This is a genomic window from Paraburkholderia sp. JHI2823 (genome assembly GCF_038900695.1).
GTDB classification, from domain to species: domain Bacteria; phylum Pseudomonadota; class Gammaproteobacteria; order Burkholderiales; family Burkholderiaceae; genus Paraburkholderia; species Paraburkholderia mimosarum.
In genome coordinates, this window is record NZ_JAYMRY010000051.1 from 18233 (window position 1) to 41490 (window position 23258).

At 64.9% G+C, this 23258-nt stretch carries 20 protein-coding genes; 10 read left to right on the forward strand and 10 right to left on the reverse strand.

The annotated features are described in order from the left end of the window. Window positions 1-21 precede the first annotated feature (21 nt). Together VSR34_RS33410 and VSR34_RS33415 are read right to left on the reverse strand one after the other, a co-directional pair. On the reverse strand, window positions 22-1347 hold the full coding sequence (locus tag VSR34_RS33410) for an MFS transporter (protein WP_342964670.1): 1326 nt from the start codon (window positions 1345-1347) through the stop codon (window positions 22-24). 449 nt (window positions 1348-1796) lie between these two features. Further along, the gene (locus VSR34_RS33415) at window positions 1797-2705 is read right to left on the reverse strand and encodes a LysR family transcriptional regulator (RefSeq protein WP_028231150.1); all 909 of its coding nucleotides are present in this window, start codon (window positions 2703-2705) and stop codon (window positions 1797-1799) included. A gap of 106 nt (window positions 2706-2811) precedes the next feature. On the opposite strand from VSR34_RS33415, the gene mdlC reads away from it, so the two are divergent. The 5 genes from mdlC (at window position 2812) to VSR34_RS33440 (ending at window position 9801) form a co-directional block, all read left to right on the forward strand. Next, complete coding sequence (gene mdlC, locus VSR34_RS33420; RefSeq protein ID WP_028231149.1) at window positions 2812-4449, forward strand: benzoylformate decarboxylase; 1638 nt, start codon at window positions 2812-2814, stop codon at window positions 4447-4449. Between the two features lie 47 nt (window positions 4450-4496). Continuing rightward, window positions 4497-5948: an aldehyde dehydrogenase gene (locus VSR34_RS33425; protein WP_028231148.1), complete on the forward strand. Its 1452-nt coding sequence runs from the start codon at window positions 4497-4499 to the stop codon at window positions 5946-5948. 9 nt (window positions 5949-5957) lie between these two features. After that, on the forward strand, window positions 5958-6881 hold the full coding sequence (locus VSR34_RS33430; protein ID WP_028231147.1) for a 2-dehydropantoate 2-reductase: 924 nt from the start codon (window positions 5958-5960) through the stop codon (window positions 6879-6881). Window positions 6882-7016: 135 nt separating this feature from the next. After that, window positions 7017-8414 carry an MFS transporter gene (locus VSR34_RS33435; RefSeq protein ID WP_342964663.1) on the forward strand — a complete coding sequence of 466 codons (1398 nt, stop codon included), beginning with the start codon at window positions 7017-7019 and terminating at the stop codon, window positions 8412-8414. Window positions 8415-8664: 250 nt separating this feature from the next. Continuing rightward, on the forward strand, window positions 8665-9801 hold the full coding sequence (locus tag VSR34_RS33440; protein ID WP_028231145.1) for a porin: 1137 nt from the start codon (window positions 8665-8667) through the stop codon (window positions 9799-9801). Between the two features lie 126 nt (window positions 9802-9927). On the opposite strand, the gene VSR34_RS33445 is transcribed toward VSR34_RS33440, so the two are convergent. Next, on the reverse strand, window positions 9928-11148 hold the full coding sequence (locus VSR34_RS33445; protein ID WP_342964664.1) for a polysaccharide pyruvyl transferase family protein: 1221 nt from the start codon (window positions 11146-11148) through the stop codon (window positions 9928-9930). 173 nt (window positions 11149-11321) lie between these two features. Between VSR34_RS33445 and VSR34_RS33450 the strand changes: the two genes are divergently transcribed. Further along, window positions 11322-11747, forward strand: a complete 426-nt coding sequence (locus VSR34_RS33450; protein ID WP_342964665.1) for a transcriptional repressor — start codon at window positions 11322-11324, stop codon at window positions 11745-11747. Window positions 11748-12072: 325 nt separating this feature from the next. Here the strand turns inward: VSR34_RS33450 and VSR34_RS33455 are convergent, their stop codons facing one another. Beyond that, window positions 12073-12357 carry a DUF3303 family protein gene (locus VSR34_RS33455; RefSeq protein ID WP_028212285.1) on the reverse strand — a complete coding sequence of 95 codons (285 nt, stop codon included), beginning with the start codon at window positions 12355-12357 and terminating at the stop codon, window positions 12073-12075. Window positions 12358-12740: 383 nt separating this feature from the next. Between VSR34_RS33455 and VSR34_RS33460 the strand changes: the two genes are divergently transcribed. Together VSR34_RS33460 and VSR34_RS33465 are read left to right on the forward strand one after the other, a co-directional pair. Further along, window positions 12741-12971 (forward strand): hypothetical protein, encoded by a 231-nt coding sequence (locus VSR34_RS33460; RefSeq protein ID WP_154671265.1) that lies wholly within the window; start codon window positions 12741-12743, stop codon window positions 12969-12971. A 507-nt stretch (window positions 12972-13478) separates the two neighbouring features. Then, window positions 13479-13913 carry a PRC-barrel domain-containing protein gene (locus VSR34_RS33465; protein WP_028212284.1) on the forward strand — a complete coding sequence of 145 codons (435 nt, stop codon included), beginning with the start codon at window positions 13479-13481 and terminating at the stop codon, window positions 13911-13913. 116 nt (window positions 13914-14029) lie between these two features. Here the strand turns inward: VSR34_RS33465 and VSR34_RS33470 are convergent, their stop codons facing one another. The 6 genes from VSR34_RS33470 to VSR34_RS33495 all read right to left on the reverse strand — a co-directional run bounded on the left by VSR34_RS33470 (window position 14030) and on the right by VSR34_RS33495 (window position 19992). After that, the gene (locus VSR34_RS33470) at window positions 14030-14884 is read right to left on the reverse strand and encodes a DUF1989 domain-containing protein (protein WP_028212283.1); all 855 of its coding nucleotides are present in this window, start codon (window positions 14882-14884) and stop codon (window positions 14030-14032) included. 35 nt (window positions 14885-14919) lie between these two features. Next, a complete protein-coding gene (locus VSR34_RS33475; RefSeq protein WP_028212282.1) occupies window positions 14920-16023 on the reverse strand; it encodes a TAXI family TRAP transporter solute-binding subunit in 1104 nt (367 codons plus the stop codon). A 60-nt stretch (window positions 16024-16083) separates the two neighbouring features. Next, window positions 16084-16878: a hypothetical protein gene (locus tag VSR34_RS33480; RefSeq protein WP_342964666.1), complete on the reverse strand. Its 795-nt coding sequence runs from the start codon at window positions 16876-16878 to the stop codon at window positions 16084-16086. Window positions 16879-17569: 691 nt separating this feature from the next. Continuing rightward, complete coding sequence (locus tag VSR34_RS33485) at window positions 17570-18331, reverse strand: YoaK family protein (RefSeq protein ID WP_028212280.1); 762 nt, start codon at window positions 18329-18331, stop codon at window positions 17570-17572. A gap of 127 nt (window positions 18332-18458) precedes the next feature. Beyond that, complete coding sequence (locus VSR34_RS33490) at window positions 18459-18950, reverse strand: LEA type 2 family protein (RefSeq protein WP_342964667.1); 492 nt, start codon at window positions 18948-18950, stop codon at window positions 18459-18461. A 163-nt stretch (window positions 18951-19113) separates the two neighbouring features. Continuing rightward, window positions 19114-19992, reverse strand: a complete 879-nt coding sequence (locus tag VSR34_RS33495; RefSeq protein ID WP_342964668.1) for a LysR family transcriptional regulator — start codon at window positions 19990-19992, stop codon at window positions 19114-19116. Window positions 19993-20089: 97 nt separating this feature from the next. On the opposite strand from VSR34_RS33495, the gene bla reads away from it, so the two are divergent. Both bla and VSR34_RS33505 read left to right on the forward strand, forming a co-directional pair. Then, a complete protein-coding gene (gene bla, locus VSR34_RS33500) occupies window positions 20090-20971 on the forward strand; it encodes a class A beta-lactamase (RefSeq protein ID WP_342964669.1) in 882 nt (293 codons plus the stop codon). 200 nt (window positions 20972-21171) lie between these two features. Further along, window positions 21172-22914: a methyl-accepting chemotaxis protein gene (locus VSR34_RS33505; RefSeq protein WP_028231141.1), complete on the forward strand. Its 1743-nt coding sequence runs from the start codon at window positions 21172-21174 to the stop codon at window positions 22912-22914. The last annotated feature ends 344 nt before the right edge of the window (window positions 22915-23258 follow it).

Consider the following 23258-nt stretch of genomic DNA (forward strand, 5'->3'; position numbering starts at 1 on the left):
GGGCGGCGCCGCGCACGCAGGTCAGTGGCTGATGACTTCGAGCGAGAGCCCGCGTGTGACAGGCCCGAGCAGAATCATCACGATACCCACCAGCATCGAAGCCCCGATAAACACCGCAACGCCAGGCACACCGTAACGATGCAGCAGGATGCCGATGGCGAGCCCCGCGAACGCGGCGGCAATCCGGCTCCACGAGTACACGAAGCCCACGGCGCGCGCCCGGATGCGCGTCGGGTAGAGCTCGGCCTGATAGCCGTGGTAGGCATACGACATCACGTTCGAAGCGAGCGTGAAGAACACGCCTAGCACGATCAGAACCCACGGCTGCGTTGCCTGAGCGAATAGCGCGATGACCACGGCCATGATGAGCAGGCCGCCGACGATCTGTGTCTTGCGCTCGAATTTGTCCGCGAACCACACGCCGAGCAACGGCCCGAACGGATTGGCGATGGCGATCACGAACGCATACGCGAGACTCTGCGTGATGTGCACGCCGCGCGCGATCAGCAGCGTCGGCACCCATGCCGCAAAGCCGTAAAAGCCGATCACCTGCGCCATGTTGAAGATCGACAGTATCACCGTGCGCCGCAGATAAGGCGCACGCAGCACTTCGCCGAGCGAGCCGCGGCCGGCCTTTTCGAGCGAGATCGCCCCCAGCGGCGGCAACGCGGTGCCCGTTTCAGCCACGACGCGGCGCTCGATGTCCGACACGATGCGTTCGGCTTCTTCCACACGGTCGTTGCGCGCGAGCCAGCGCGGGCTTTCCGGAATGCTACGGCGCAGGAACCACACCGCCACTGCGCCCACAGAACCGATCAGGATTACCACGCGCCAGTAGTCGAGACCGATGGGATGCGTGTCCTTGAGGATAAAGGCGAGAAACGCGACCACCGGCACCACGCTGAACGTGATGAACTGGTTGACGGCATATGCGCGGCCGCGTTCGCCGCTCGGGATCAGTTCGGAGATGTAGGTGTCGATGGTCACGAGCTCGATGCCAATGCCGATGCCCGCGATGAAGCGCCAGATGTTGAGCGCCTGGCCGCTCGTCTGGAACGCCATGATAGCCGTGCAGACGATGTACCAGATGAGCGACCACGTGAAGATCATGCGCCGCCCGAAGCGGTCGGCTACCTGGCCGAAGGCGAGCGCGCCAACCCACAGCCCGGCGAAGGTCGAGAACACGAAGGTGCCGAAGCCCGCCACCTTGAGCGGCCCGAGCGCCGAAAAGAAACCGAGCGACTCCGGCGTGAAGAGGCCCGAATGCACCATGCCAGGCGCGACATAGCCCGTGAAGAAGAGATCGTAAAACTCGAATACGCCGCCGAGCGAAAGCAGTATCACCATTTTCCAGACAGTGCGCGACGGCGGCAGCCGGTCGAAGCGGGCGGCAATTTCCGCCGATTTTTCGATGGACATCCCGATCCTCATTACGTTTTGAAAGCTTGTTGGGAAAGTTGTGCGCGCATCGTTCGGATGGCGTGCGCGGCGCGCGGACGAGCGCGTGCCTTGCGACACGCTCTCATATCAAGCAGCTTATTGATGCGGCGGCGCTCAGGCACCTGGTTGAAACCCAAACCGATGCGGAGCAAAGCGCACGGCCCGCAAACGCGCGCGAACTGCGCGGCAGTGTGCTTGCGCCGACGCGAGTGTGAAGCCGTGTTGGGCTGCGGGCTCGACGAGCATCGCGATGGGCGAGCGCGGTGCTGCACAACATGGGCACGTTCGTGGTGATCGCGAACGCGGAGCGGCTGCTCCGCGACGAGTGACGCTGCCGCGAGAGGTAAAAGGTCCGGCTACTGCGGCACCGCCGTCAACGTGCGCAACTGCTCCAGCAGCTTCACCGCCGGGCTCGGCAGAATGCCGTGCCGCCGGCGAAACGCCGTGAGCGTGCGCCGGCCCTCCACGCCGGGCATCTCGAGCGTGTCGAACACGCCCGCCTTGCTTTCGGTGACGTACATCGTCGATGCCATCCAGCTCAGGAATCCTGAACGCGCGACGAGGCTCTTGAGGGCCGTAATCGAGCGCGTTTGCACCACCACGTTCGGCAGACCCAGCCCTTGCCCGGCGAACGCCTGCTCCATGTGCTCGAACGGCGCAGTGCCGCGCGGCGGAATCGCCCATTGCTCGTTCAACGTGTCCGCGAGCGTGAGATCGGGCTTCGCGCGCAACGGATGATCGTGTGCCGCGACCACGTAGCTGCAATCTTCCCAGCGGCAATCGCCGATGGCCGCGATTTCGTCGGTATCCGGCACGGCCATGCTGAGCGCGAGGTCGATCTCACGCTTGACGAGCGCGTCGGCGAGCCGGTCCCAGACGCCTTCGAGTATTTCGACGCGTAGCCCCGGCCAGCGGCGCAGCACACCGCTCACCGCAAGCGGCAGCACGAGGCTCGCGATGCTGCCCACGGCGCCCACGCGAATCGTGCCGCGCGCGAGGCCGCGCATGGCGTCGATTTCCTCGCGCGCCTGTTCGGCTTCGCGCTGCAGCAGGATGGCGTGTGGCAAGAGCGCCTCGCCCACCGCTGTGAGGTGCATGCCGCGCGAGTGCCGCTCGAAGAGCGGCGCACCTACCTGCTCCTCGAGGCGGCGGACCGCGCGCGAAAGCGCGGGCTGGGTCACGTGCAACGTTTCCGCCGCGCGCCCCAGACTGCCGGCGGAGACGATGGTGGCGAATGCCTGGAGTTGCTGGAGGTTGTAAGTCATGCCCAAAGGTAATGCCTTTAGGCGAAATGCGCAATTTGCGGTTACCCGTAGCGTCGCGATAATGGCTCTCCATTGAATGACGCGCTTTTTCGAAAGGAGGCCTTGGATGACTGGCAGCGCGCCTCAGCAGCATGTTCAAGATTCCACCGCGCCCGGCAACGCCTGGACCGTGCGCCACGCGGTCATCGACTTCGCGCGCCGCGTGGGCATGACCTCGATCTTCGCGAACCCCGGCTCGACCGAACTGCCCATGTTCCGCGACTTCCCCGCCGATTTCCGCTACGTGCTCGGCCTGCAGGAGGCGGTCGTGGTCGGCATGGCCGACGGCCACGCGCAGGCCACGGGCAACGCGGCGCTCGTAAACCTGCACTCGGCGGCCGGCGTGGGCAACGCGATGGGCAACATTTTCACGGCGTTTCGCAACCGTACGCCGCTTGTCGTCACGGCGGGCCAGCAGGCGCGCTCGATCCTGCCGTTCGACCCGTTTCTCGCCGCCACCCAGGCCACCGAGCTGCCCAAGCCCTATGTGAAGTGGAGCATCGAGCCGGCGCGCGCGCAGGACGTGCCGCTCGCCATCGCGCGCGCCTATGCGATCGCCATGCAGGAGCCGCGCGGCCCGGTGTTCGTGTCGATCCCCGTGGACGACTGGGATCAGCCGGCCGAGCGCGTTCCCGAGCGCGCGCTCGCACATACCACGCGCCCCGAGCCCGCGATGCTGGCGAACATCGGCGCGGCGCTCGATGCGTGCGCGCGGCCTGCCTTCGTGGTGGGCGGCGCCGTGGATCGCGCGGGCGCGGCTGAGGAAGTGGTGCGCCTCGCGGAGCGCCATCGCGCGCGCGTGTTCGTCGCGCCCATGACGGGCCGTTGCAGCTTTCCGGAAAAGCATCCGCTGTTCGCGGGCTTTCTGCCGGCCATGCGCGAACGTATCGTCGAGCTGCTGGGCGGACACGATCTTGTGTTCGCGATCGGTGCGCCCGCCTTCACCTATCACGTGGAAGGCCATGGTCCGCACGTGCCGCCGGGCGCCGCGCTTTGCCAGCTGATCGACGATCCCGGCACCGCTGCGTGGACGCCCGAGGGCATGGCCGCCGTGGGCAACGTTCGGCTCGGCGTGCAGGATCTGCTGGCGCGGCCCGCGCCCGCCCTGGAGCGCGCGATGCCCGCCCGGCGCGCCGTGCCGCCTCGCGCCGTGCCGCCCGCCGAGCCGGGCGAGCGCATGTCGGTCGCCTACGCGCTACAAACGCTCGCTGGAGTGCGAGAAGCGGGCACGACCGTGGTGGAAGAAGCGCCCAGCGCGCGCCCGGTGATGCAGGCGTATCTGCCGTTCGAGCGCCCGGGCACGTTCCTCACGATGGACAGCGGGGGCCTTGGCTATGGCATGCCGGCCGCCGTGGGCGTGGCGCTCGCGAAGCCGGGCGAGCGCGTGATCGCGCTGATCGGCGACGGTTCTGCCATGTACTCGATCCAGGCGATCTGGAGCGCGGTGCAGCTCCAGCTGCCGATTACCTTCGTTATCCTGAACAACACGCGCTACGCGGCACTCCAGGATTTCGCGCCGGTGTTCGGCTTCGGGCCGACCGACCCGGTGCAGGGCACCGACCTGCCGGGGCTCGATTTCGTGGGAATTGCCGCGGGCATGGGTTGCCCCGGCGTGCGCGTGAGCGACGCGGGGCGATTGCGCCAAACGCTTGCGGCTGCGCTGACGGGGCAAGGCACAATGCTGGTCGAGATGATCGTCGCCTGAAGGGTGCGCGCGCAACCAATTGACTGAGATCAGGGAGTGAACAGGACATGCAAACCGTATCCATGCTGATTGACGGCGAAGCAGTGCAGGCACGCAACGGCGCGACGTTCGAGCGCCGCAACCCGCTCGATGGGACGGTGGCGAGCCGCGCACCGGCGGCCACGGTTCAAGACGGCGTGTCGGCAGTCGACGCTGCTGCGGCCGCGTTCCCAGTCTGGTCGGCCATGGGACCCGGCGAGCGCCGCGCACTCCTCACGAAGGCCGCGCATGCGCTCGAAGCGAAAGCCGAGGCATTCGCCGCGGCGATGGCCGCTGAAACCGGCGCGTCGGGCATCTGGGCGGGCTTCAACGTGCATCTCGCCGCAGCGGGGCTGATCGAGGCCGCGGCGCTCACCACGCAGATCGGCGGCGAACTGATCCCCTCCGATGTGCCCGGCAGCCTCGCCATGGGCGTGCGCCAGGCAGCTGGCGTCGTGCTCGGCATCGCGCCGTGGAATGCGCCCGTGATTCTCGCGGTGCGCGCCATCGCGCTGCCGCTCGCTTGCGGCAACACCGTCGTGCTCAAGGGGTCGGAAATCTGCCCGGCCACGCACGGCCTGATTATCGCGGCCATGCAGGAGGCGGGCTTGCCGCGCGGCACCGTGAATTTCGTAACCAACGCGCCCGCGGACGCCGCACAGGTGGTCGAAGCCATGATCGCCCATCCGAAGGTGCGCCGCGTGAACTTCACCGGCTCCACGCGCGTGGGCCGCATCATCGCCGAAACGTGTGCGCGTTATCTCAAGCCCTCGGTGCTCGAACTGGGCGGCAAGGCACCCCTCGTCGTGCTCGACGACGCCGACATCGAAGCGGCGGCACATGCGGCCGCATTCGGCGCGTTCGCCAATTCCGGGCAGATCTGCATGTCTACGGAGCGCATCATCGTCGACGAAAGCATTGCCGACGCCTTCGTCGCGCGTCTTGGCGAGCGGGCACGCGCGTTGCCGCTCGGCGACCCGCGCAAGGGACCGGTGGTGCTCGGCTCGGTGGTGGACATGAGCACCGTCGAGCGCTGCAACGCGCTGATCGACGACGCGCTCGCCAAAGGCGCGAAGCTCGTCTGCGGCGGCAAGGCGGAAAGCACACTGATGCCGGCCACGCTGCTCGACCACATCACGCCGGAAATGCGCATCTATCACGACGAGTCGTTCGGCCCCGTGAAGGGCATCGTGCGCGTGCGCAGCGAGGATGCCGCCGTGGCATGTGCGAACGACAACGCGTACGGGCTTTCCTCGGCGGTGTTCAGCCGCGATACGGCGCGCGCATGGGGAGTCGCGCAGCGTATCGAATCGGGCATTTGTCACATCAACGGTCCGACCGTGCACGACGAGGCACAAATGCCGTTTGGCGGCGTGAAGGAAAGCGGCTTTGGGCGCTTTGGCGGCAAGGCGGGCATTGCCGAATTCACCGAGCTGCGCTGGATCACGATCCAGACCGCACCGCGTCACTATCCGCTCTGAGGTCGCGCCATGCATATCGCCATCCTCGGCGCGGGCGCGATGGGCTCGCTCTTCGGCGGGTTGCTGGCCGAAGCGGGTCATCGCGTCACACTGCTCGACGTCGACGAAGCCCATCTGCGTGCGATCAACGAGAACGGCCTGCAGCTCGCGACCGACGCGGGCGAGCGCATCGTCACGAATCTCGCGGCGATGCGGCCCGAGGCGGCGACGCAGCCAGCGGACCTCCTGATCGTCTTCACCAAGACGCTGCACACGCAGGCAGCGCTCGGAGCGGCGCGCACGGTGCTCGCGCCGCAAACCGCGCTGCTTTCGCTGCAGAACGGGCTGGGCAACGCGGAGCGTCTCGCGCAGTTTGCGGACCCCGCGCGCGTGATGATCGGTGTGACGACGTGGCCCGCCGACAAGAACGGTCCTGGTCGCGTGAGTTCGCACGGCACGGGCGTGATCCGCTTGATGAGCGCGGACGGTGCGGGCTCGCCGATGCTTTCGCGCACGGTCGAGGCGCTCAACGAGGCGGGCCTCGCCTGCACGGCCGACGCTGACGTGTGGGCCGCGATCTGGGAGAAGGTTGCGTTCAACGCGGCGCTCAACAGCCTGTGCGCGGTGGCGGGCTGCACGGTTGGCGAACTCACGAACGTGGCGGACGGCGAGGCGCTCGCGCTCAAGATTGTCGTGGAGGTCGCAGCGGTGGCGCATGCGCATGGCGTGGCCGTAAACGAGTCGCACATAGCCGACAACGTGCGGCATGCGCTCGCGCATCACCGCGTACATCGTCCTTCGATGCTCCAGGACGTGCTGGCGGGGCGCAAGACCGAAATTGAGGCCATCAACGGCGCGGTGGTGGAGGCTGCTCGCCTGCGGGCCATTGCGGTGCCGCACACTGAAACGCTGTTGCACCTCGTGCGCCTCATCGATGCAAAGGACTCCAGATGAATCACGAAGTCATGCCGATACATCCTGACTTTTGCGCGAAACGGAAATGCCCGTAGACGTACGCGCCGCGCATACTTTGCGACATGACTACAAACAAATGACTGCACACTGACAACGCAGCAAAGGAGACGCTTCATGAATTACGCCACGCCCGCCCCCGCTTCGGGGGCGACGCCGCTCGAACCGGCCGCCGTCACCGGCAGCACTGTCGATATCGGCCGCACGCTCGACGAAGGCCCTTACGCCACGTTGCAGAAAATCGCCGTGGTGCTGGCGGCCTTGTCGATCGTCGTCGACGGCTTCGACAGCCAGTTGATCGGCTTTGCGATCCCGGTGCTCATCAAGGAGTGGGGCATTACGCGCAATGCGTTTGCGCCTGTGGTGGCAGCGGGGCTGATCGGCATGGGCATCGGCAGCGCGTTCGCGGGCTTGTTTGCGGACCGTTTCGGGCGCCGCTGGGCCGTGGTGGGCAGCGTGCTCGTGTTCGGCACGGCAACCTGCGCAATCGGACTTGCGCCCAACGTCGCGGCCATTGCCGCGCTGCGTTTCATCGCCGGTCTTGGCATTGGCGGCGCGTTGCCCAGTTCGACCACGCTGACGGCCGAATTCACGCCCGCGCGCCTGCGCACCTTTGCGGTGACGGCGACGATCGTGTGCGTGCCGCTCGGCGGCATGCTGGCCGGCCTCTTCGCGGCGCAAGTGCTGCCGCCCTATGGCTGGCGCGGGCTGTTCGTCGTGGGCGGTGTGCTGCCGCTCGTGCTGGCGCTCCTGCTGCTCGTGGCGCTGCCCGAATCGCCGCGCTTTCTCGCGCGTCGCCCGCAGCGGTGGCCGGAACTCGTGCGGCTGCTCGGCCGCATGGGGCGCGAGGTCGCCTCCCATGCGAATTTCACGGACGCGCGCGAGCAAAGCGCCGAAAAGCACGTGGGCTTTAGCGCGCTCTTTCGCGACGGTCGCGCGCGCGACACCGTGGCGATCTGGTGGGCGTTCTTCATGTGCCTGCTCGCCGTGTACAGCGCGTTTAGCTGGCTGCCCACCATGCTGACGAGCGAAGGGCTGAGCGTTTCGCTGGCCGGCTATGGACTGAGCGCGTACAACCTGGGCGGCGTGATCGGCGCGCTGCTATGCGCGCTAGCCATTACGCGCTTCGGCTCGCGCGGGCCGCTGCTGCTGTGCTGCGCCGGCGGCGCGGCGAGCGCCTGGATGATGCTCGGCGTGGGGGCGACCCAGCACACCGGCTGGCTGATTACCGGGCTCGGCCTGCACGGACTGTTCGTCAACGCAGTGCAGTCCACCATGTACGCGCTCTGCGCCTACGTCTACCCGACCAGCGTCCGCGCCACCGGCACGGCCTCCGCGCTGGCCTTCGGCCGCGTGGGCGCGATCCTGAGCGCCTTTGCGGGTGCCGCGGTCATCACCGCGGGCGGTGCGGCGGGCTATCTCGCCATGCTCGGCGCTGCGATGGTGGTGGTGCTGGTTGCGCTTGCCGTGGTCGGCCGCCATATCCCGAAGGGCGTGGCGCAGCGACGGGGTTGAGTGGCTGAGCGCCCGGGAGGCCGCCGCGGCACGTGCGGCTTCCCGGGCGGCCCTTCCCGGGCGGCCAGCTCCTGACAGGCAAGCGGCCGCATCGATTCCTCCGGCTGCCGGATCCATTCAATCAAGAGTCCTAAAGAATGACGCGCTAGCGGCGGCGTGGCCCCACGTCGGCCGAAACGCGCCCAATCGACAACAACGTCCGGCTGGCGGCGAACCCGCAAGACCGGCATATCAGGAGACCCTGGAGATCATGAAACTTCGGATCGCAGCAGGGCTGGCGTTCGCCGGCCTGAGCGCATCGGCGTTCGCGCAGAGCAGCGTGACGCTGTACGGCATCGTGGACACCGGCATCGAATATGTCTCGCACGCGAACGCAGCGGGCGACAGTGTGGTCCGCATGCCCGGCATCACCGGCGAAATGCCTTCGCGCTGGGGCGTGCGTGGCAGTGAGGACCTGGGCGGCGGCTTGTCGACCATCTTCGCGCTGGAGAGCGGTTTCAATATGCGCGGCGGAACCTTGAACCAGGGGGGTCGCCTGTTCGGGCGCCAGGCGTGGGTGGGCCTGAGCAGCCCCTATGGCAACCTGACGTTCGGGCGCCAGTACACGATGACGTTCTGGGCGATCGCCGACGCCGACCTGCTCGGCCCCGACATCTACGGCGGCACCGCTTCGTTCGACCAGTACCTGCCGAGTTCGCGTAGTGACAACACCATCGTTTACAAGGGCAGCTACGCCGGCTTCACGCTCGGCGCAACGTGGTCGTTCGGGCGCGATTCGGCCGGAACCGGCAATTCACCGGGCCAGGGCACCTGCGCCGGGCCGGTGCCGGGCAGTTCGCAGTCGTGCCGCGAATGGTCGGCGATGCTGAAATATGACCGCAACGGCTATGGCGTGGCGGCTGCCTATGATGAGCAGCGCGGCGGCCCCGGGGCGGCGGCGAACCTGTACGACGGCACGCCGACCTTCGCGTTTACCAACCCGGGTGATACCGATGTGCGCATCCAGCTCAACGGCTATGGCCATATCGGGGCGCTGCGCATTGGCGGAGGCTGGCTGGGAAGGCGTGTCGATACGGTTTTGGCCGAAACGCCCAATGTGCATTCGGATCAGTTCTACCTCACGGCGCAATATCCGGTGACGGCTGCCTTTATCGTCGATGGCGGCGTGTACCGCATCGTTAACAGCGACCACGATACGCGCGGCACGATTGCGGCGCTGCGCAGCACGTATCAGCTCTCGAAGCGCTCAGCCGTTTATCTGCAGGGCGCGTATTTGTGGAACAGCGCGAAGGCGGCCTACACGGTAAGCCAGGGCGGCGGCGGTACAACGCCCGCGCCGGGGGCGGGGCAACTGGGGATCATGGCGGGCATCCGGCATAGCTTCTGACGCGGCGCCCCGGGCGGTGCGTCCCGAGGGAGGCGGCCAGGCGTGAAACGAGGCCTCTTGAATCGACTGCGATTTATCACTAACCCTGGCAATGCGGCGCTGCTTTCAGTGCCGGGGCCAGTGAATTCAAACTGAGGAGTGAAGCAGGAAACCGGCCCGATACCGCCGCGCGAGTTCGAGCGCCGTGTTCCGCAGCGTCTCGAAATCGGCGGCCATCGCACGATCAACCGCATGGGCAAGCCCATCGAGAGGCACCGTCCCGGCGAGCCCCGCTGCCTCCCAGGTCGCCGCGTACGCCGCGAGCTTGCGTGACGATCCGAAATGATCAGGATGGCTGATGTTGACGCGTGGTAACGCATAGGCCATCGCCACAATGCGTCCATGCAGACTGCTGCCGCAGTAAGCCCGGCTCCCCGCGATCAGCGCGCAAATGTCCCAGAGGTTCAGCGAAGCGAACACGCGGGCCGTCGCCACACGCAAGCGTCCCGCCAGGCGCTCGTACACCTCGACGTCATCGTGCCACGGCGCGGCGCCTGCGCGAAACAGCACAATGCCCATGCCGAGCGCCTGCGCGACACGCTCGAGCTGGACGGCCAACGTGTCGAGCGTCGCGTCGTCGCCGAAGTCGGCGCTGAATTGCACCGCCGCGTAACCGTGCGGGAACGCTTCCCGCACTTTACGCATCGCCTCGTTTGCGGCGTGACGGCGTATCGTCGCGCCGAACAAGGCGGCGGTCATCACGGCGGGGTCGGGGATGAGGCGGGCGTTGACGCCCATTTCAGCGAGCCGCGCCAGGGTTTGCCGCTCGCGTACGGTGATGGTGTCGGCAGTTTGCAGCGCGGCCAGCACATCCGCACGCAACGCCGTGTCGCGTACATCGAGATCGACGCCGCCCACCGCATTGAACGAGAGATGCTGCACACGCACACCCGCCAACGCGGACTTCGAGAGCGCATAAGGCGCGAGCGAGGCCACGCCGACATGCCTTCGTGCCCATGTACGGGTGTCGTGCAACCATTTGCCTTCCTCTTCGATGAGCGCCTGCACGCACTGCGCTGGAGCGAGCATGACGGCGGCTTCCCACGCGTTACAGGTCAATAGCTCCCCGCCGACGTGAATCACGTTGACGGCGCGGCCGCGTGCAAATGTCGCGATACGCGCGAGCGCGACGGTGGCCGGTCCGCCGTCGCCGTGCGGATCGCGCGTGGCGAGGCCGGCGAAGAGCAGCTCTCGGCGCGGCAGCATGCGTGCGACTACCTGCGCGATCAGCAGGTCGCCGAAGTTGTGCCGGTCGAACGCGCCGAACAGAACAGTGGGCGTGGGGTCCGCAAGCGATTCCCGCTCCATCGGCTTTCCTGTCTGCGGATTGAAATAAAGTCCGGATCCAGAGCCGGTCCCGGTCTATATGGCAATGCAGCAATCAGACGCCGATCCGCCGCCGGGGCGCCTGTCGTCCTCGACATAAGGAAACCTTAAGCATCCGACGCGGAAACTGTCGGCTTTGCCGACGCGTTTTTCCTATGAGAACGGTCTATTCTGAACTGAAGAGCGCGCGCCTGCGCCCAACGTCAAGCCGCGTGGCCGTGCTGAAAGTATTCCATGATGCTCCGCACGAACACCTGACCGCCGATCAGGTTTTTCGCAGGATCGCGAAGGACGTGGAGCAATGCAGCCTGGCGAGCGTGTATCGCGCGCTTGCACAGCTCATGGAATCATCGCTGCTGGCCAGCACCTGGGTCGGCGAAACGCGCGTGGTGTACGAGCTTGGCCGCGGCGTTCCACACGCGCACCTCGTGTGCGAGAGTTGCAAGACCGTGGTCGATATCGACGAGCCCGCGCTCGAGGAACAGCACGCCGCCATCGCAGCGAGCAAGCGCTTTCGTTATATGCATTCCAGTCTTGTCGTTTTCGGGCTTTGCGAGCAGTGCGCGCCGGCCACCTCGTAAACTGGACGCGGCGGCCCTGCGCGTACCCCAGCGCGCTCAATGCACCCCTGAGCGGCGGGAGACAGCTTCATCCCTCTCCGTATATCGCCGCTTTGCAGCGAGGCCTTGCGCCTTGATGGTCTTACCGAATGAATCATTCGGCTCAAGGAGTTCCGGATTACTGACGGAATCAAAAGCAAAATCCTGCAGCACGGGTGAGCGAAATTCCAGCCTTGTCTCGCGCACTCACCGTAGCCCGCACGATCCGGCGCCTGCGTCGGCAGAAGGACTCAGGGGAAATAGTCCCCGCGCTCCATTGACTAGCAGGGACCATTTGCGGGAATTGTTACTTCGATTGCGATTGCCGGGCGGCGAGGATGGCGCCCAGTTCCTCATCGGTAGCAGCGGGTGTTGCGGACATCGTGAATAAATCGCCCCACTCGAGCATCAATTCTCCGAGCGCGGTCGTGTCGTTCACTTCGACGATCGCAACGCCCTTCAATTCACCGACCGCATGCCAGCGACCGAGTAACGTGACGTTTTCCGGCGGCCTGCCGCCGGATTGCATGAAGCGCTCAATTGCGGCCTGTTGCGCTGCTGGTTGCCCTTGCCACTGAACGATGAATTTCATGAAGAACCTCCGTTCTCGATGTGCGGAGCAGTTTATTCACGGAATGTCGGCGCTGTGAATGCGGCCCCGCCGACGCATCGTCATCAGTCATCCGGGCCGCCGTGTGAGTGCCATGACTTCTCACCGAATGACATGCGACGCTCAAACCATGATAGGGCAGACCCTCGCAAATTCAACGATCGCGTTGAGTCGTCGCCGCCATGTGTCGCAAGGCGGCATTTGGCCGCTCAGTGTTCGTTTCGTATGATATTCAGCGGATTCGTTATCTCCATCAAACGATGGAGGCAGTGTCTTTCGGAGGCGGCTAGCCTTAACGTGCCGGGTTGCAGTTAAAACCGAGATCATAAAAATAAGTATGACCAAACATCGCATTGGAGGCCATTATGAAAGTGCTTGCATTGTTGTTGGTCCTCGCCGTTGTGGCGCCGTTAGCCAATGCAGAGCAGGGTGACGCGGAAGACAGAGCGCTCACTGCACAGATGACGCGCGATGCGCAAACGGCACCACCATTGGCAAATTCGGGCTATGGTGATGTTGGAAAGGCAAATGTCGAGTCGGGACTCCCAAAGTCAAAAGAAAGTAACGACACGACCGACACCGGCAGCGGTCAGTAAGCCATAGGGGCTGTTCTCGTGGCTCGGCTTCGCGAATGGCCATCAATATGGAAGAGGATGCATTTGGCGCTTTCGAAAGACAAGGCAGAGAAAAGCTTGCCCAGGGGCATCACTCGTATTACGCAGCCTTGACGAATCAGTCGATTGATCAATTGCTTGACGTACTCGATCTTCAACCCGGCGCCCTTCGTACAGCAACCCCAGCATTCAACGCGGCACGACCCTGGCATACAACGAGGCAACGGCGACGCGAGTCACGAAGGACGTGGCGCAGTGTGTCGCGCTGACGCTTAAGCCAACGCGCTCCCCGTAGCACCTTGAGCATTTTGCGGACGGCGCAGGCGCACTCCAAGGTGCGCTTCGTTCTAATTCGCGATTCCGCACTCGCCAACCACCTTGAGCGCATAGCGGCGCCATACCGGCTAACATGGCGTTCCGCCTGCGGTTTCGCACTCGCGCCGCAGTGAACCGCAGGCCGAACCAACCCGAATAGAGGAGCGAAACACGATGCTTTTCCGCAAGACAATATTGACCGTGGCCGCATTTGGCGCCGTGGCGGCTAGTGCCAGCGCGAATGCGCAGATTGCAGGCTCGCAGCCCCTGAGCGTTACCGTCGAGCAGTCGCAGGCGCTGCTCGAAGGCTGGAGCGTGAAGAAGAGCGTGCTCGGCAAGCCCGTCTATAACGACGAGAACGTGAAGATCGGCACGGTGCGTGATCTGATCGTGGCGCCGGACGGTTCGGTTTCCGCGGCCATCGTTTCGGCTGGCGGATTCCTCGGCGTCGGCTCTCACGACGTCGCTGTGCCGATCGCGTCGCTCGACGTGCGTCAGGGCAATCTCTACCTGCCCGGCGCCACCAAGGAAGCCCTCAAGGCTACGCCCGCATTCCAGTACGCGAAGGTCGAATCGCCGCCCAAGCCGAAGAAGACCGACAAGCATTAAGCGCAATCCGCTTCGCCGTTATCACGGCGCACACGGTCGCGTCATATGAACACGCAACCTGTGGACGCATGGCCCTGCACGCCATGCGTCGCTCGAACAGCTGGCGCTCTCCCGTTTCAACAACCTCGCTTCCAGTCGGGCTGCTGCAACGTCATGCCGTGCAGTCCGCGATATTCGGCGACGGCAGGCGAGGACCAGCCCGCAAGCAAAGCGGGCGCAAGCCGGTAGACCTCGATGCCGAGCGGCCGGCAGACCTCCAGCGGGTCGCGTGCGTCGGGTCCCCACATCGGCAGCGAGAGGTCTCCGCCAGGGCAGGTCGAAAGTGCGCAGAGCAAGTCGATCTCGGCGAAAAACTCGAGATAGTCGCCCTTTTTCGCCGGGCACGCCTTCATGAAGTACTTGTCCTCCAGATTCAGGCCGGTGCACTGGAATACGTTGAGCACGTCGTGCACGTCGTATTCGGTGAGACCGTAGGGTGCGATCGCGCGCGTGAGATTGGAGTGGCAGTGGAAATGGAAGTCCTCGCCCGTCAGCATGCGGTTGACATACGGATCGCAGCGCGTGCCGAGCAGGTCGTGGACGCGGCCGCCGTGCTCGTCGACGCCGTAGTTCGCGAGGCTGTCGTCGGTGATGGTGACGAGCGGACGCAGGAACGGCAGCGTGGACCACAGGCGGTCGAATGTGCTCACGTGCGCTTGCTGGAGCTGGCGTGTGCGAGAAGCCCACATGCGCTCGCGTGGATCGTGCCGGTTCCAGAGGTTCAGGTCGGCGACTTGCGGGCCCTCGATGGTCACGATGCGGAACACGTGACCCGCGGGTACCGTCCAGGCTTGCCCCGATCGTATCGGCACGACGATCGATTCGATCAGCTCGCGCTGGTCTTGCTCTTCGGCGATGCGCCGGTAGAAGGGCTTGTTTACGTCGAGCGCGGAGCCTTTCGTCGACTGATAGGCGGCGGGATAGTTGAGCATTGCGTCGGACTCCTTTTCGAATTGCGCAGGCGGAACTACTTGCCGCAAAGCAACAGCAGGCGCTCCTGATCCGAGCACGGGCGTCCATTGATTTTCTGCGTGGCGGCGGCGCCTTGCGGCGTGGCCGAGCCTCCGGCCGTCTGCATGGCGGCACGATGCGCGAAGCATGCCTTGAGTCGCCGCTCGACAGGCGGATAGTATTGCCATCCTTTGCCGAGGGCGGGCAGTTCGAGTTTCACCTGCTTCCATTTCGGGTGGCCGTGTTCCTGCAAGTTGTCAAAGTTCTCGCAAAGCGAATCGGCAAAACGTTTCAGGTTGCCCACCGTACCGCGCAGATTGTAGTCATAGGTGACGAGAAACGCCTTGACCGTCCATGTGGGCACGTCCTCTTTCAGCCAGTTGGGGTAGCTCGAAACATGTATCGTCGCGGGGAAGTAGGTTTGCTTCGCGCGCGCGGTTTCAGGGGCGTTCGGATCGACGCGTAAAAAGCGGATCTGCTGCAACAGATCGGGGTTCATGTCGGTGAAGAGCTTCGCCGGCTGACCGGCCACGACAATCGCCACGTCGATCTTCTTGACGATGAGCGCAGCAAGCGCGTCTTCATTGCTGAGGTGCTGCGCGTTCTGCTCGGGAATCGGCTCGCCGAACATCAGACGGTACAGCGTCGTTGCCGATTGCGCAGTACCGCTGCCGATCAGGCCGACGCTGATCACCTTGTCCTTGATCTCATTGATCGATTTCATCGGCGAGTCGCTTCGGACGACAAAGTAAATCTCCTCGTCGTAGAGCGGCATGATGAGCCGCAGCGGACGAATCGTCGTGCCTGCATCTTCGTTGCCGGCATTGGCCATATCGACGTAGGCCTGGTAGACATCCGACTGAACGAGCGCCAGCTTGACGCCGGGCTCGAAGCGCATGCGCTGGACGTTTTCCGCGGAGCCTTTGGATGGAATCACTTCGAGGTCGATGCCGGCCGGCTGCGCAACCCATTTCGCCAGGTCCTGGCCGATCTGGATGTAAGTGCCGCGCTCCGGGCCGGTCACGATCCTGTAGTGCGCATCCGCCGATGCGGCGACGGCGAGCGTCGCGAAAAGCAGGGCGCCGAGCCCGGTGAGCGCTGCCAGAATCGTTTTCAACATGGTCTCTCTCCCGCCTTGAATGGGTGTTAGGGAAGACATCGTTATGTTATGGAATCCTGCTCAATGGGCGACGCCGGGCGGCGCGGTGGGCTTCCATCCGTTTTGCACGATCGCCCGTTCTTGCGCGTCGACGCCGTTGTCGTTGCTGACCTCCCCTGGCGTAGCCGGGGCAGTGTTCGTCGTGGCGGTCGTGGTGGTCGTGGCGCTTGTCGCGTTCGTTACGTCCGGCAGCGGCGGTGGCGTGGCTGATTCCCAATCTTGAGAGGAAGGCAGCCGCACGGTGCCCGCAGCGTGCGGCAACGGCGCCGCCGCAGCCCCTCGCGCGTGTTTCGTTGACCCTGGCAAGCTGGGCGAACTGGGCGGTGGATTGAGCGGCTTCCAGGCCGTCGCCAGGATGGCGCGCTCCATCATCGACCGCGCATCGACGCTGCTGGAATCGATGGCGAGCGCCTCCGAAGCCTGTTGCTGCACGCAGGCCCAAGCACGCTGCGTCGCACATTGTTCCGCGTTTTGCAGCGCGCTGTCACGCCGTTGCTCGCGCGCCGCGATGTCGCGTTGTACCGCGCGTGCCTCCTCGTTGCCCGCGTCCCGCGTGAGCGCGGCATTGACCGCCGCTTTCGCGTCGAAGAGATTATTTTCCGCAAGGCTGGTGCGCGCGACACGCAAGCTATCCGCCACATCCGTGAACTGCGGCTCGGCGCGCGGTTTGGACGCGCCGGGTTGCACTCCCGTTTGGGCATTAGGGGGCGTCACGTCCATCTGTTGTTGCGGCGAGTAGGGCGAAACGGAGCCGCCCGAAGCGTGCAGGGTTTGTTCGCTAACCGTGCCCTGCCGCTCGCGGTTCATGCCGAACAACATATAGACGCCATACGCGATAGCGAGAAGGAAACCGACAAGGAAAACGCCCCTCGGGAAAATCCATCGCCGAACCTGCGGGAGCGGCAACGCGTGCGAGAGAGACGAGGCATGCTGGTGGTCGGGCGTCGCTGGCGCTTCATCGGATGGGGGCAAGCCGGCCGGCCACAGCTTCGCGGCCGCAGGCACGGGAGGCGCCGCGGCAGCGGGACCGAGAGCGCTGAATGTCGCTTTGGGGTGCGTGCCGAGCGCAACGGTGTCGAGCGGACGGTCGGTGCCACAGTAAGGGCAGTAATCGACGTGCTGGTAGAGCACGCCGCCGCAGCGCTTGCATGCAGCGGGGAACCTCTGGTCGCGATTAATCTGAGCGGACATGTCTTCGTCCCACCGGTATGGCGATGCCATTTCGGCATGCTCAGAATCGTCGTTGAAGCGATCGGCCAGGCCGCGCGGAACTCACGATCTGCATGCGCACGAGAGCGGCGGGGCTGGACCGAGCGCCGCCGCGTGAGGAAAATATGGGTGATTTCCACCAGCGCGTCAATCGCCCTTGTTGCCTGGCGCACATAGGCGATGCCGCGTTTGCGTTTTAACGCCTTTAAAATGGGGATTTTTCGGCGCATGCACGTTTCGCGTGCACGGCGCTTTTATGTTTGTTTTCGAATACGCGTGGTGTGACCCTGCAATCCGCTCATCCCAGCTCGCGTAGCGGCAGGCGCCGTAGATCGTCGGTGACCGGGACGCCGGCCAGGACGACGAGCAGCATCGACAACGGCACCCCCGATGCGAATCCGAAATGCCGGAAGGCAAGGGCGCCCACTATACCGCCGAAGACGAACATGCCGAGCAGCGATGCCAGCACGCGCACGCGCTGCATGTCCGCGGCAACGTGGTGCGCGGCCGAGGTCGGCACGCCCCAGTTCCAGTACAGCGCCTTGCCGAGTTCGATGCCCAGATCCGTCACGATGCCGGTTACATGCGTCGTCCGGATCTCGGCTTGCGAAATTTTCGTGATCATGGCGTTCTGTACGCCCATGACGTAACAGAGCAGCGCGACGGTGACCGGCACGAACAGAAGGCGATGCACCTCGAGATTCGCGCCGAGCGCGGCGAAGCACAGCAGCAGGGCGGCTTCGAGCAGCAGCGGCACGGCGTAGACGCTGAGCGCGCCGCGGCGGCGTCCCCAGTTGATCAAGATGGCTGAAGTCGCCGCGCCGCACGCAAAGGCCAGGATGGCGCTGAGCGCGGAGAGCGCGAGCCCGGAATTGCCGAGCGCGACGTTGTCGGCCAGGGACGAAACAATGCCGGACATGTGCGACGTGTATTGCCCGACAGCGAGAAAGCCGCCCGCATTCGTGGCGCCGGCGATCCAGGCCAGCGCGCGGCCGAGCCTGAGGTTGGTTCGGTCAGTCCGTTCGATCGAGGTGAAACTGCGAAGGTAGGGGATGGGCACGGCGGCTTTCCGGCGGGAGGCATCGGCGATGCATAAGTGTACGTCGCGTGTCCTTGTCGGCAACGTACTATCCGCTACATTCAGCCTGCGGTGAGTTGCCGCAGGGGCGTGGCAAACCGGCAAGCGGTCACGGGCCCATCAGGCTTTGTGTGGGCAGCGAGAGTTTGCCATGGTCGACGAAGCGGGCGCCGCCCCCGATTCCGCCTGCGAGGCGCCCGCGAAGCTCGTACGGGAAACTGCCCGAATTCGCGCTGCCCGCGAGGGCGAACGCCTGGCGCACGGCGGCAAACGCCGGAACGGTCAGCGGCACGTCGATCACCGTTTCGCCGAAGCGGGGCACTACGCCGCTCTGATCGCTGACGCCGCTAGCGAAGGACTGCCCGTTCAGATCCAGTTGCAGCGAGACGCCGCTGAACTCGACTGGCGTGTCGTTGGGATTCTGGACGCGCAGCTTCACGTTGAAGCGCATCTCCATCCCTTCGCCCTTCAGGGGGTCGATGCCCGCTACATTGACGCGCAGCGGCTCCTGCCCCATTCCCGCACAGCCGCCCAATCCGGACAGGATGCACAAGAGCAGGCACAGCAGGGCAGCCGAGCGATGGGCAAGGGAGGCTGGCATGGCGAGTACCTCGTCCGGGGAGTCTGCGGGTGTCGGTTAGTGTAGCGTCGTTCCGTTTCAGGCAAACCGAAGGGGCCTTTGCGGCTCGTCGCCCATCGTCGGCCGCTGTTTCAGAAAGTGCGCGAACGCTCTCGAGCGCGTTGCCTGCCGGAATCGACCGGATTCACGATTCCTCGCCGCCGCCGGCTTCTTTCACGATCCATTGACTGAACACACGCATGGCCGGTGTTGCCGTTTTTCCCTTTTGCGACGTGAGCCAGTAGCTGCCCGCCTGGACCTCGATATCGAATGGCCGCACGAGGCGGCCCGCGGCGAGATCGCGTTCGAACATCGAAGCCGGGGCCAGCGCGATGCCCGCGCCTTGCATCGCCGCTTCCACCATGAGCCGCGACGAATCGAACACCGGCCCGCGCACCGGGCGCGGCACGAGTCCGGCCGCTTCGAACCAGAGTGTCCAGTCGTCCGCGCGATACGAGCGCAGCAGCTTTTCGCTGGCGAGATCGGCGCACGTATGCAGGCGCTGCGCGATGTCGGGTGTGCAGAGCGCGCTAAGCGGCGCGTCGAACAGCTTCCTCGCGCGCGAACCCGGCCAGGTGCCGTCGCCAAAGCGTATGGCCAGGTCGAGGCCTTCTCCGGCGAGATCGACCAGATTGTTGTTCGTCATGATGCGCAACTCGACGAACGGATGCGCCTCGTGAAACGACTTCAGGCGCGGCATCAGCCAGCCTACCGCGAAAGTGCCCACGACTCCCACGGTCAGCACCTCATGAAAGTGGCCGCCCTCGAACTGCCGCAGCACGGCCTCGAAGCGATCGAACGCATCGGTGAGCACGGGGCGCAGCGCCAGGCCTTCGTCCGTGATCGCAAGGCCTCGCGGCAAACGCTTGAAAAGCGTTGCGCCTAGACGCTCCTCGAGCATTCTCACCTGCTGGCTCACCGCCGCCTGAGTGACGTTCAGCTCGCTCGCCGCGCGTGTGAAGCTCAGGTGGCGTGCCGACGATTCGAAGGCGCGCAAGGCATTGAGAGGCAGATACGGTCGCATGATCGAGCAATAAGATTTTCTGGGGTTTCGAGCAACTTATCATCGTTTGTCGGTGCGTGGCGAATACGCAATAGTGGCGGCTGCTCAAGGAGAAGCCATGATCACGAGACGTAGATTCACCATGACGATGTTGGGAAGTGCGATAGCTGGAGTTGCATCTGAGGCATTCGCCGCGGGCGCGGCACGCGCCGATGCGTTCGAAAAGCAGCTCGCCGCCATCGAGGCGCAGGTTGGCGGCCGGCTCGGCGTGGCGATGCTCGACACCGCAAGCGCTCACGTGCGGGGATGGCGCATGCACGAGCGCTTTCCGATGTGCAGCACGTTCAAGCTGCTGCTCGCATCGGCTGTGTTGGCGCGCAAGGATCATGGCGAAGAAGACCTCGCACGCAGGGTCGTCTATTCGCCCGCGCAGGTCGTGTCGTATTCGCCCGTTAGCGGATCGCGCGCGGGTGGCGAAGGCATGACGGTTGCCGAATTGTGCGAAGCCGCGCTCACGCGCAGCGACAACACGGCGGCCAATCTGCTGCTCGAGAGCGTTGGCGGGCCGTCGGCGATCACCGCATTCGCACGCGGCCTGGGCGACCCGCTCACGCGGCTCGACCGCAATGAGACGAGCCTCAACGAAGCGATACCCGGCGACCCGCGCGATACGACCACGCCTGCCGCGATGGTCGCGAACCTGCACGAGCTGCTGCTCGGTGAGCGTCTTTCGGCGGCGTCGCGCGAACAACTCATCGCGTGGCTCGTCGCCAACCAGACCGGCGACGCACGCTTGCGCGCGGGCTTGCCGAAAGAATGGCGCGTGGGCGACAAGACCGGCACCGGCGACAGAGGCACCGCTAACGATATCGCCATCGTCTGGCCAACCGGGCGTGCGCCCATCCTGGTCGCCACGTATCTCACCGGCGCGACGCGTGCGAGCTCGGCGCAGCGCGACGCGGCAATTGCGAAAGTGGGGGCCTGCCTGGCGAATTGTTGAAAGTAAGGGCGGTGCAGGCGAGCGATTTCTGAGTCAGATCGTGATGTAAAAGGCGATCGTTTGGGTTCCTAAATAAGAATAAAAGACCGAACGTTCGCTGCATCGCGCGCCATCCTTACGCGCCGTTATATTTGCAACAGTGTCTCAATTTTTCTGCGCCGTGGTCGTCAATAGGGGTGACCTCTCACTACGGCGTACTCATGTCATTCCTCACAAGAATCAAGATCGGCCCGCGTCTCGGCGCAGGCTTTGCCATTGTGTTGCTCCTGCTTGGCGCGGTTGGCGGGATCGGGCTCATTCAGACGTCGCGCGTCTTCGATGGCACGCAGGAGATTGGCTCGAACTGGCTGCCTAGCGTCGAGACACTCGGCAACTTGCGCAATCAAGCGCAGGACGTGCGGCGCATCTCCCTGCGCATGCTGCTCACCAGCGACGCCAGCGAGAAGGCCTCACTGCGTGACCGGCGCGCGCAGATGATCAGCCAGTTCGGCACGCTGTACGACAGCTATTCGAAGCTCGTTTCCACCGGCGACGAGCGCCGCCTCTCCGACTCGATCGGCACCGCATGGTCGCAGTATCTCGAAGAAGACAAAAAGATCGATGCCCTCGCCATGACGGCCGATGGCGGTTCGATCGATGCACGCGCAGCAGTTTCGACCGCGTCGGCGAAATCGTTCCAGGCGCTGATCGACCTCATCAACCAGGACGTGACCCTCAACCACAACGGCTCGACTGCCGAAGTCGCCGCCGCGAAGACGGCTTACCAAAGCGCATTCGCATGGACGGTTGGCCTGATCGTCGTTGCAATTGGTTTTGGCGCCGCGATCGCGCTCTTCATCACGCGCTCGATCACGGGGCCGATCGCACGAGCGGTGGAAGTGGCCGAGACCGTTGCGCGCGGCGATCTGACCGCGCGCATCGAGGTGCATGGCAGCGACGAGGCGAGCCAGTTGCTCGGCGCACTGCGCCATATGAACGAGCGGCTCGTCGATCTGGTGGGCCGTGTGCGCTCGGGCAGCGAAGGCATCGCGACGGCCTCTGCGCAGATCGCGGCGGGCAACACCGATCTGAGCCAGCGCACCGAAGAACAGGCTGCTTCGCTCGAAGAAACGGCGGCGAGCATGGAGGAGCTCACGGCGACCGTCAAGCAGAACGCCGACAATGCCACGCAAGGCAACACGCTGGCGGCCCAGGCATCGCAGACAGCGACGCGTGGCGGCGAGGTGGTGGGTCGCGTGGTCGATACGATGCGCGAGATCGCGAGCAGTTCCGAGCAGGTCTCGCAGATCATCTCCGTGATCGAAGGCATTGCGTTCCAGACCAACATTCTCGCGCTCAACGCGGCCGTGGAAGCGGCGCGCGCGGGCGAGCAGGGCCGCGGCTTCGCGGTCGTGGCCGGCGAAGTGCGAACGCTCGCGCAACGCAGCGCGACGGCGGCGCGCGAGATCAAGGAGCTCATCATCGTTTCGGTCGATCGCGTGAACAACGGCACCGCGCTCGTGGATGACGCGGGCCGCACGATGGGCGAGATCGTGCAATCGGTCAAGCGCGTCGCCGACTTGATGAACGAGATTTCCGCGGCTTCGGGCGAACAGCGCACGGGCATCGAGCAGGTCAACCAGGCTGTCACGCAAATGGACGAAGTCACGCAGCAGAACGCCGCGCTCGTCGAGGAAGCGTCGGCGGCGGCGCAATCGATGTCCTCGCAGGCGGCGGCGCTGCGCGAACTCGTCTCGGTGTTCAATATCGGCTCGGCGGGTCGCCAGGCGGCAGCGAGCGTTGCGTCGACGGCGCCGGTCGCTGCGAGGGCGACGGGCAAGCGTGCCGTGTCTTCGAAGCCTGCTGCCGCGCGCGCGCCGTCCGCTCCCGTTGCGCCTGCGCCAAGGGCGGACCGGCGCGAACCGGTTGCGGCGACATCGGACGATGACTGGCAGACTTTCTGATGGCGCTCTGAAGTAAATCGCGCAGACGCTTTTTCAACGCCCCGGTCAGCATAACCGGGGCGTTTCGCATCGGGCGGCCGCTTCGCGGCTCGCGCCGCGTCGGCCTTACATTTGACCCGACGCCTTTGTTGTATTTCCCCTACAAGGCGTGAGTTGCTCTTCCGTAATGAGAATCAGTCGCATTATTATCTCGACTCTTCCGCTGACCGGGGCCGGATGACAGCACCCCCGGGACAGCGCCGGTTGAACGCAAGAAGAAGGGAAAGCATGGCTTCGGGGAAGCGCGCGCCACAGACGCGCACGCAACAATGGCGCAAGACTTGTGCACACGCAATCATCACCTC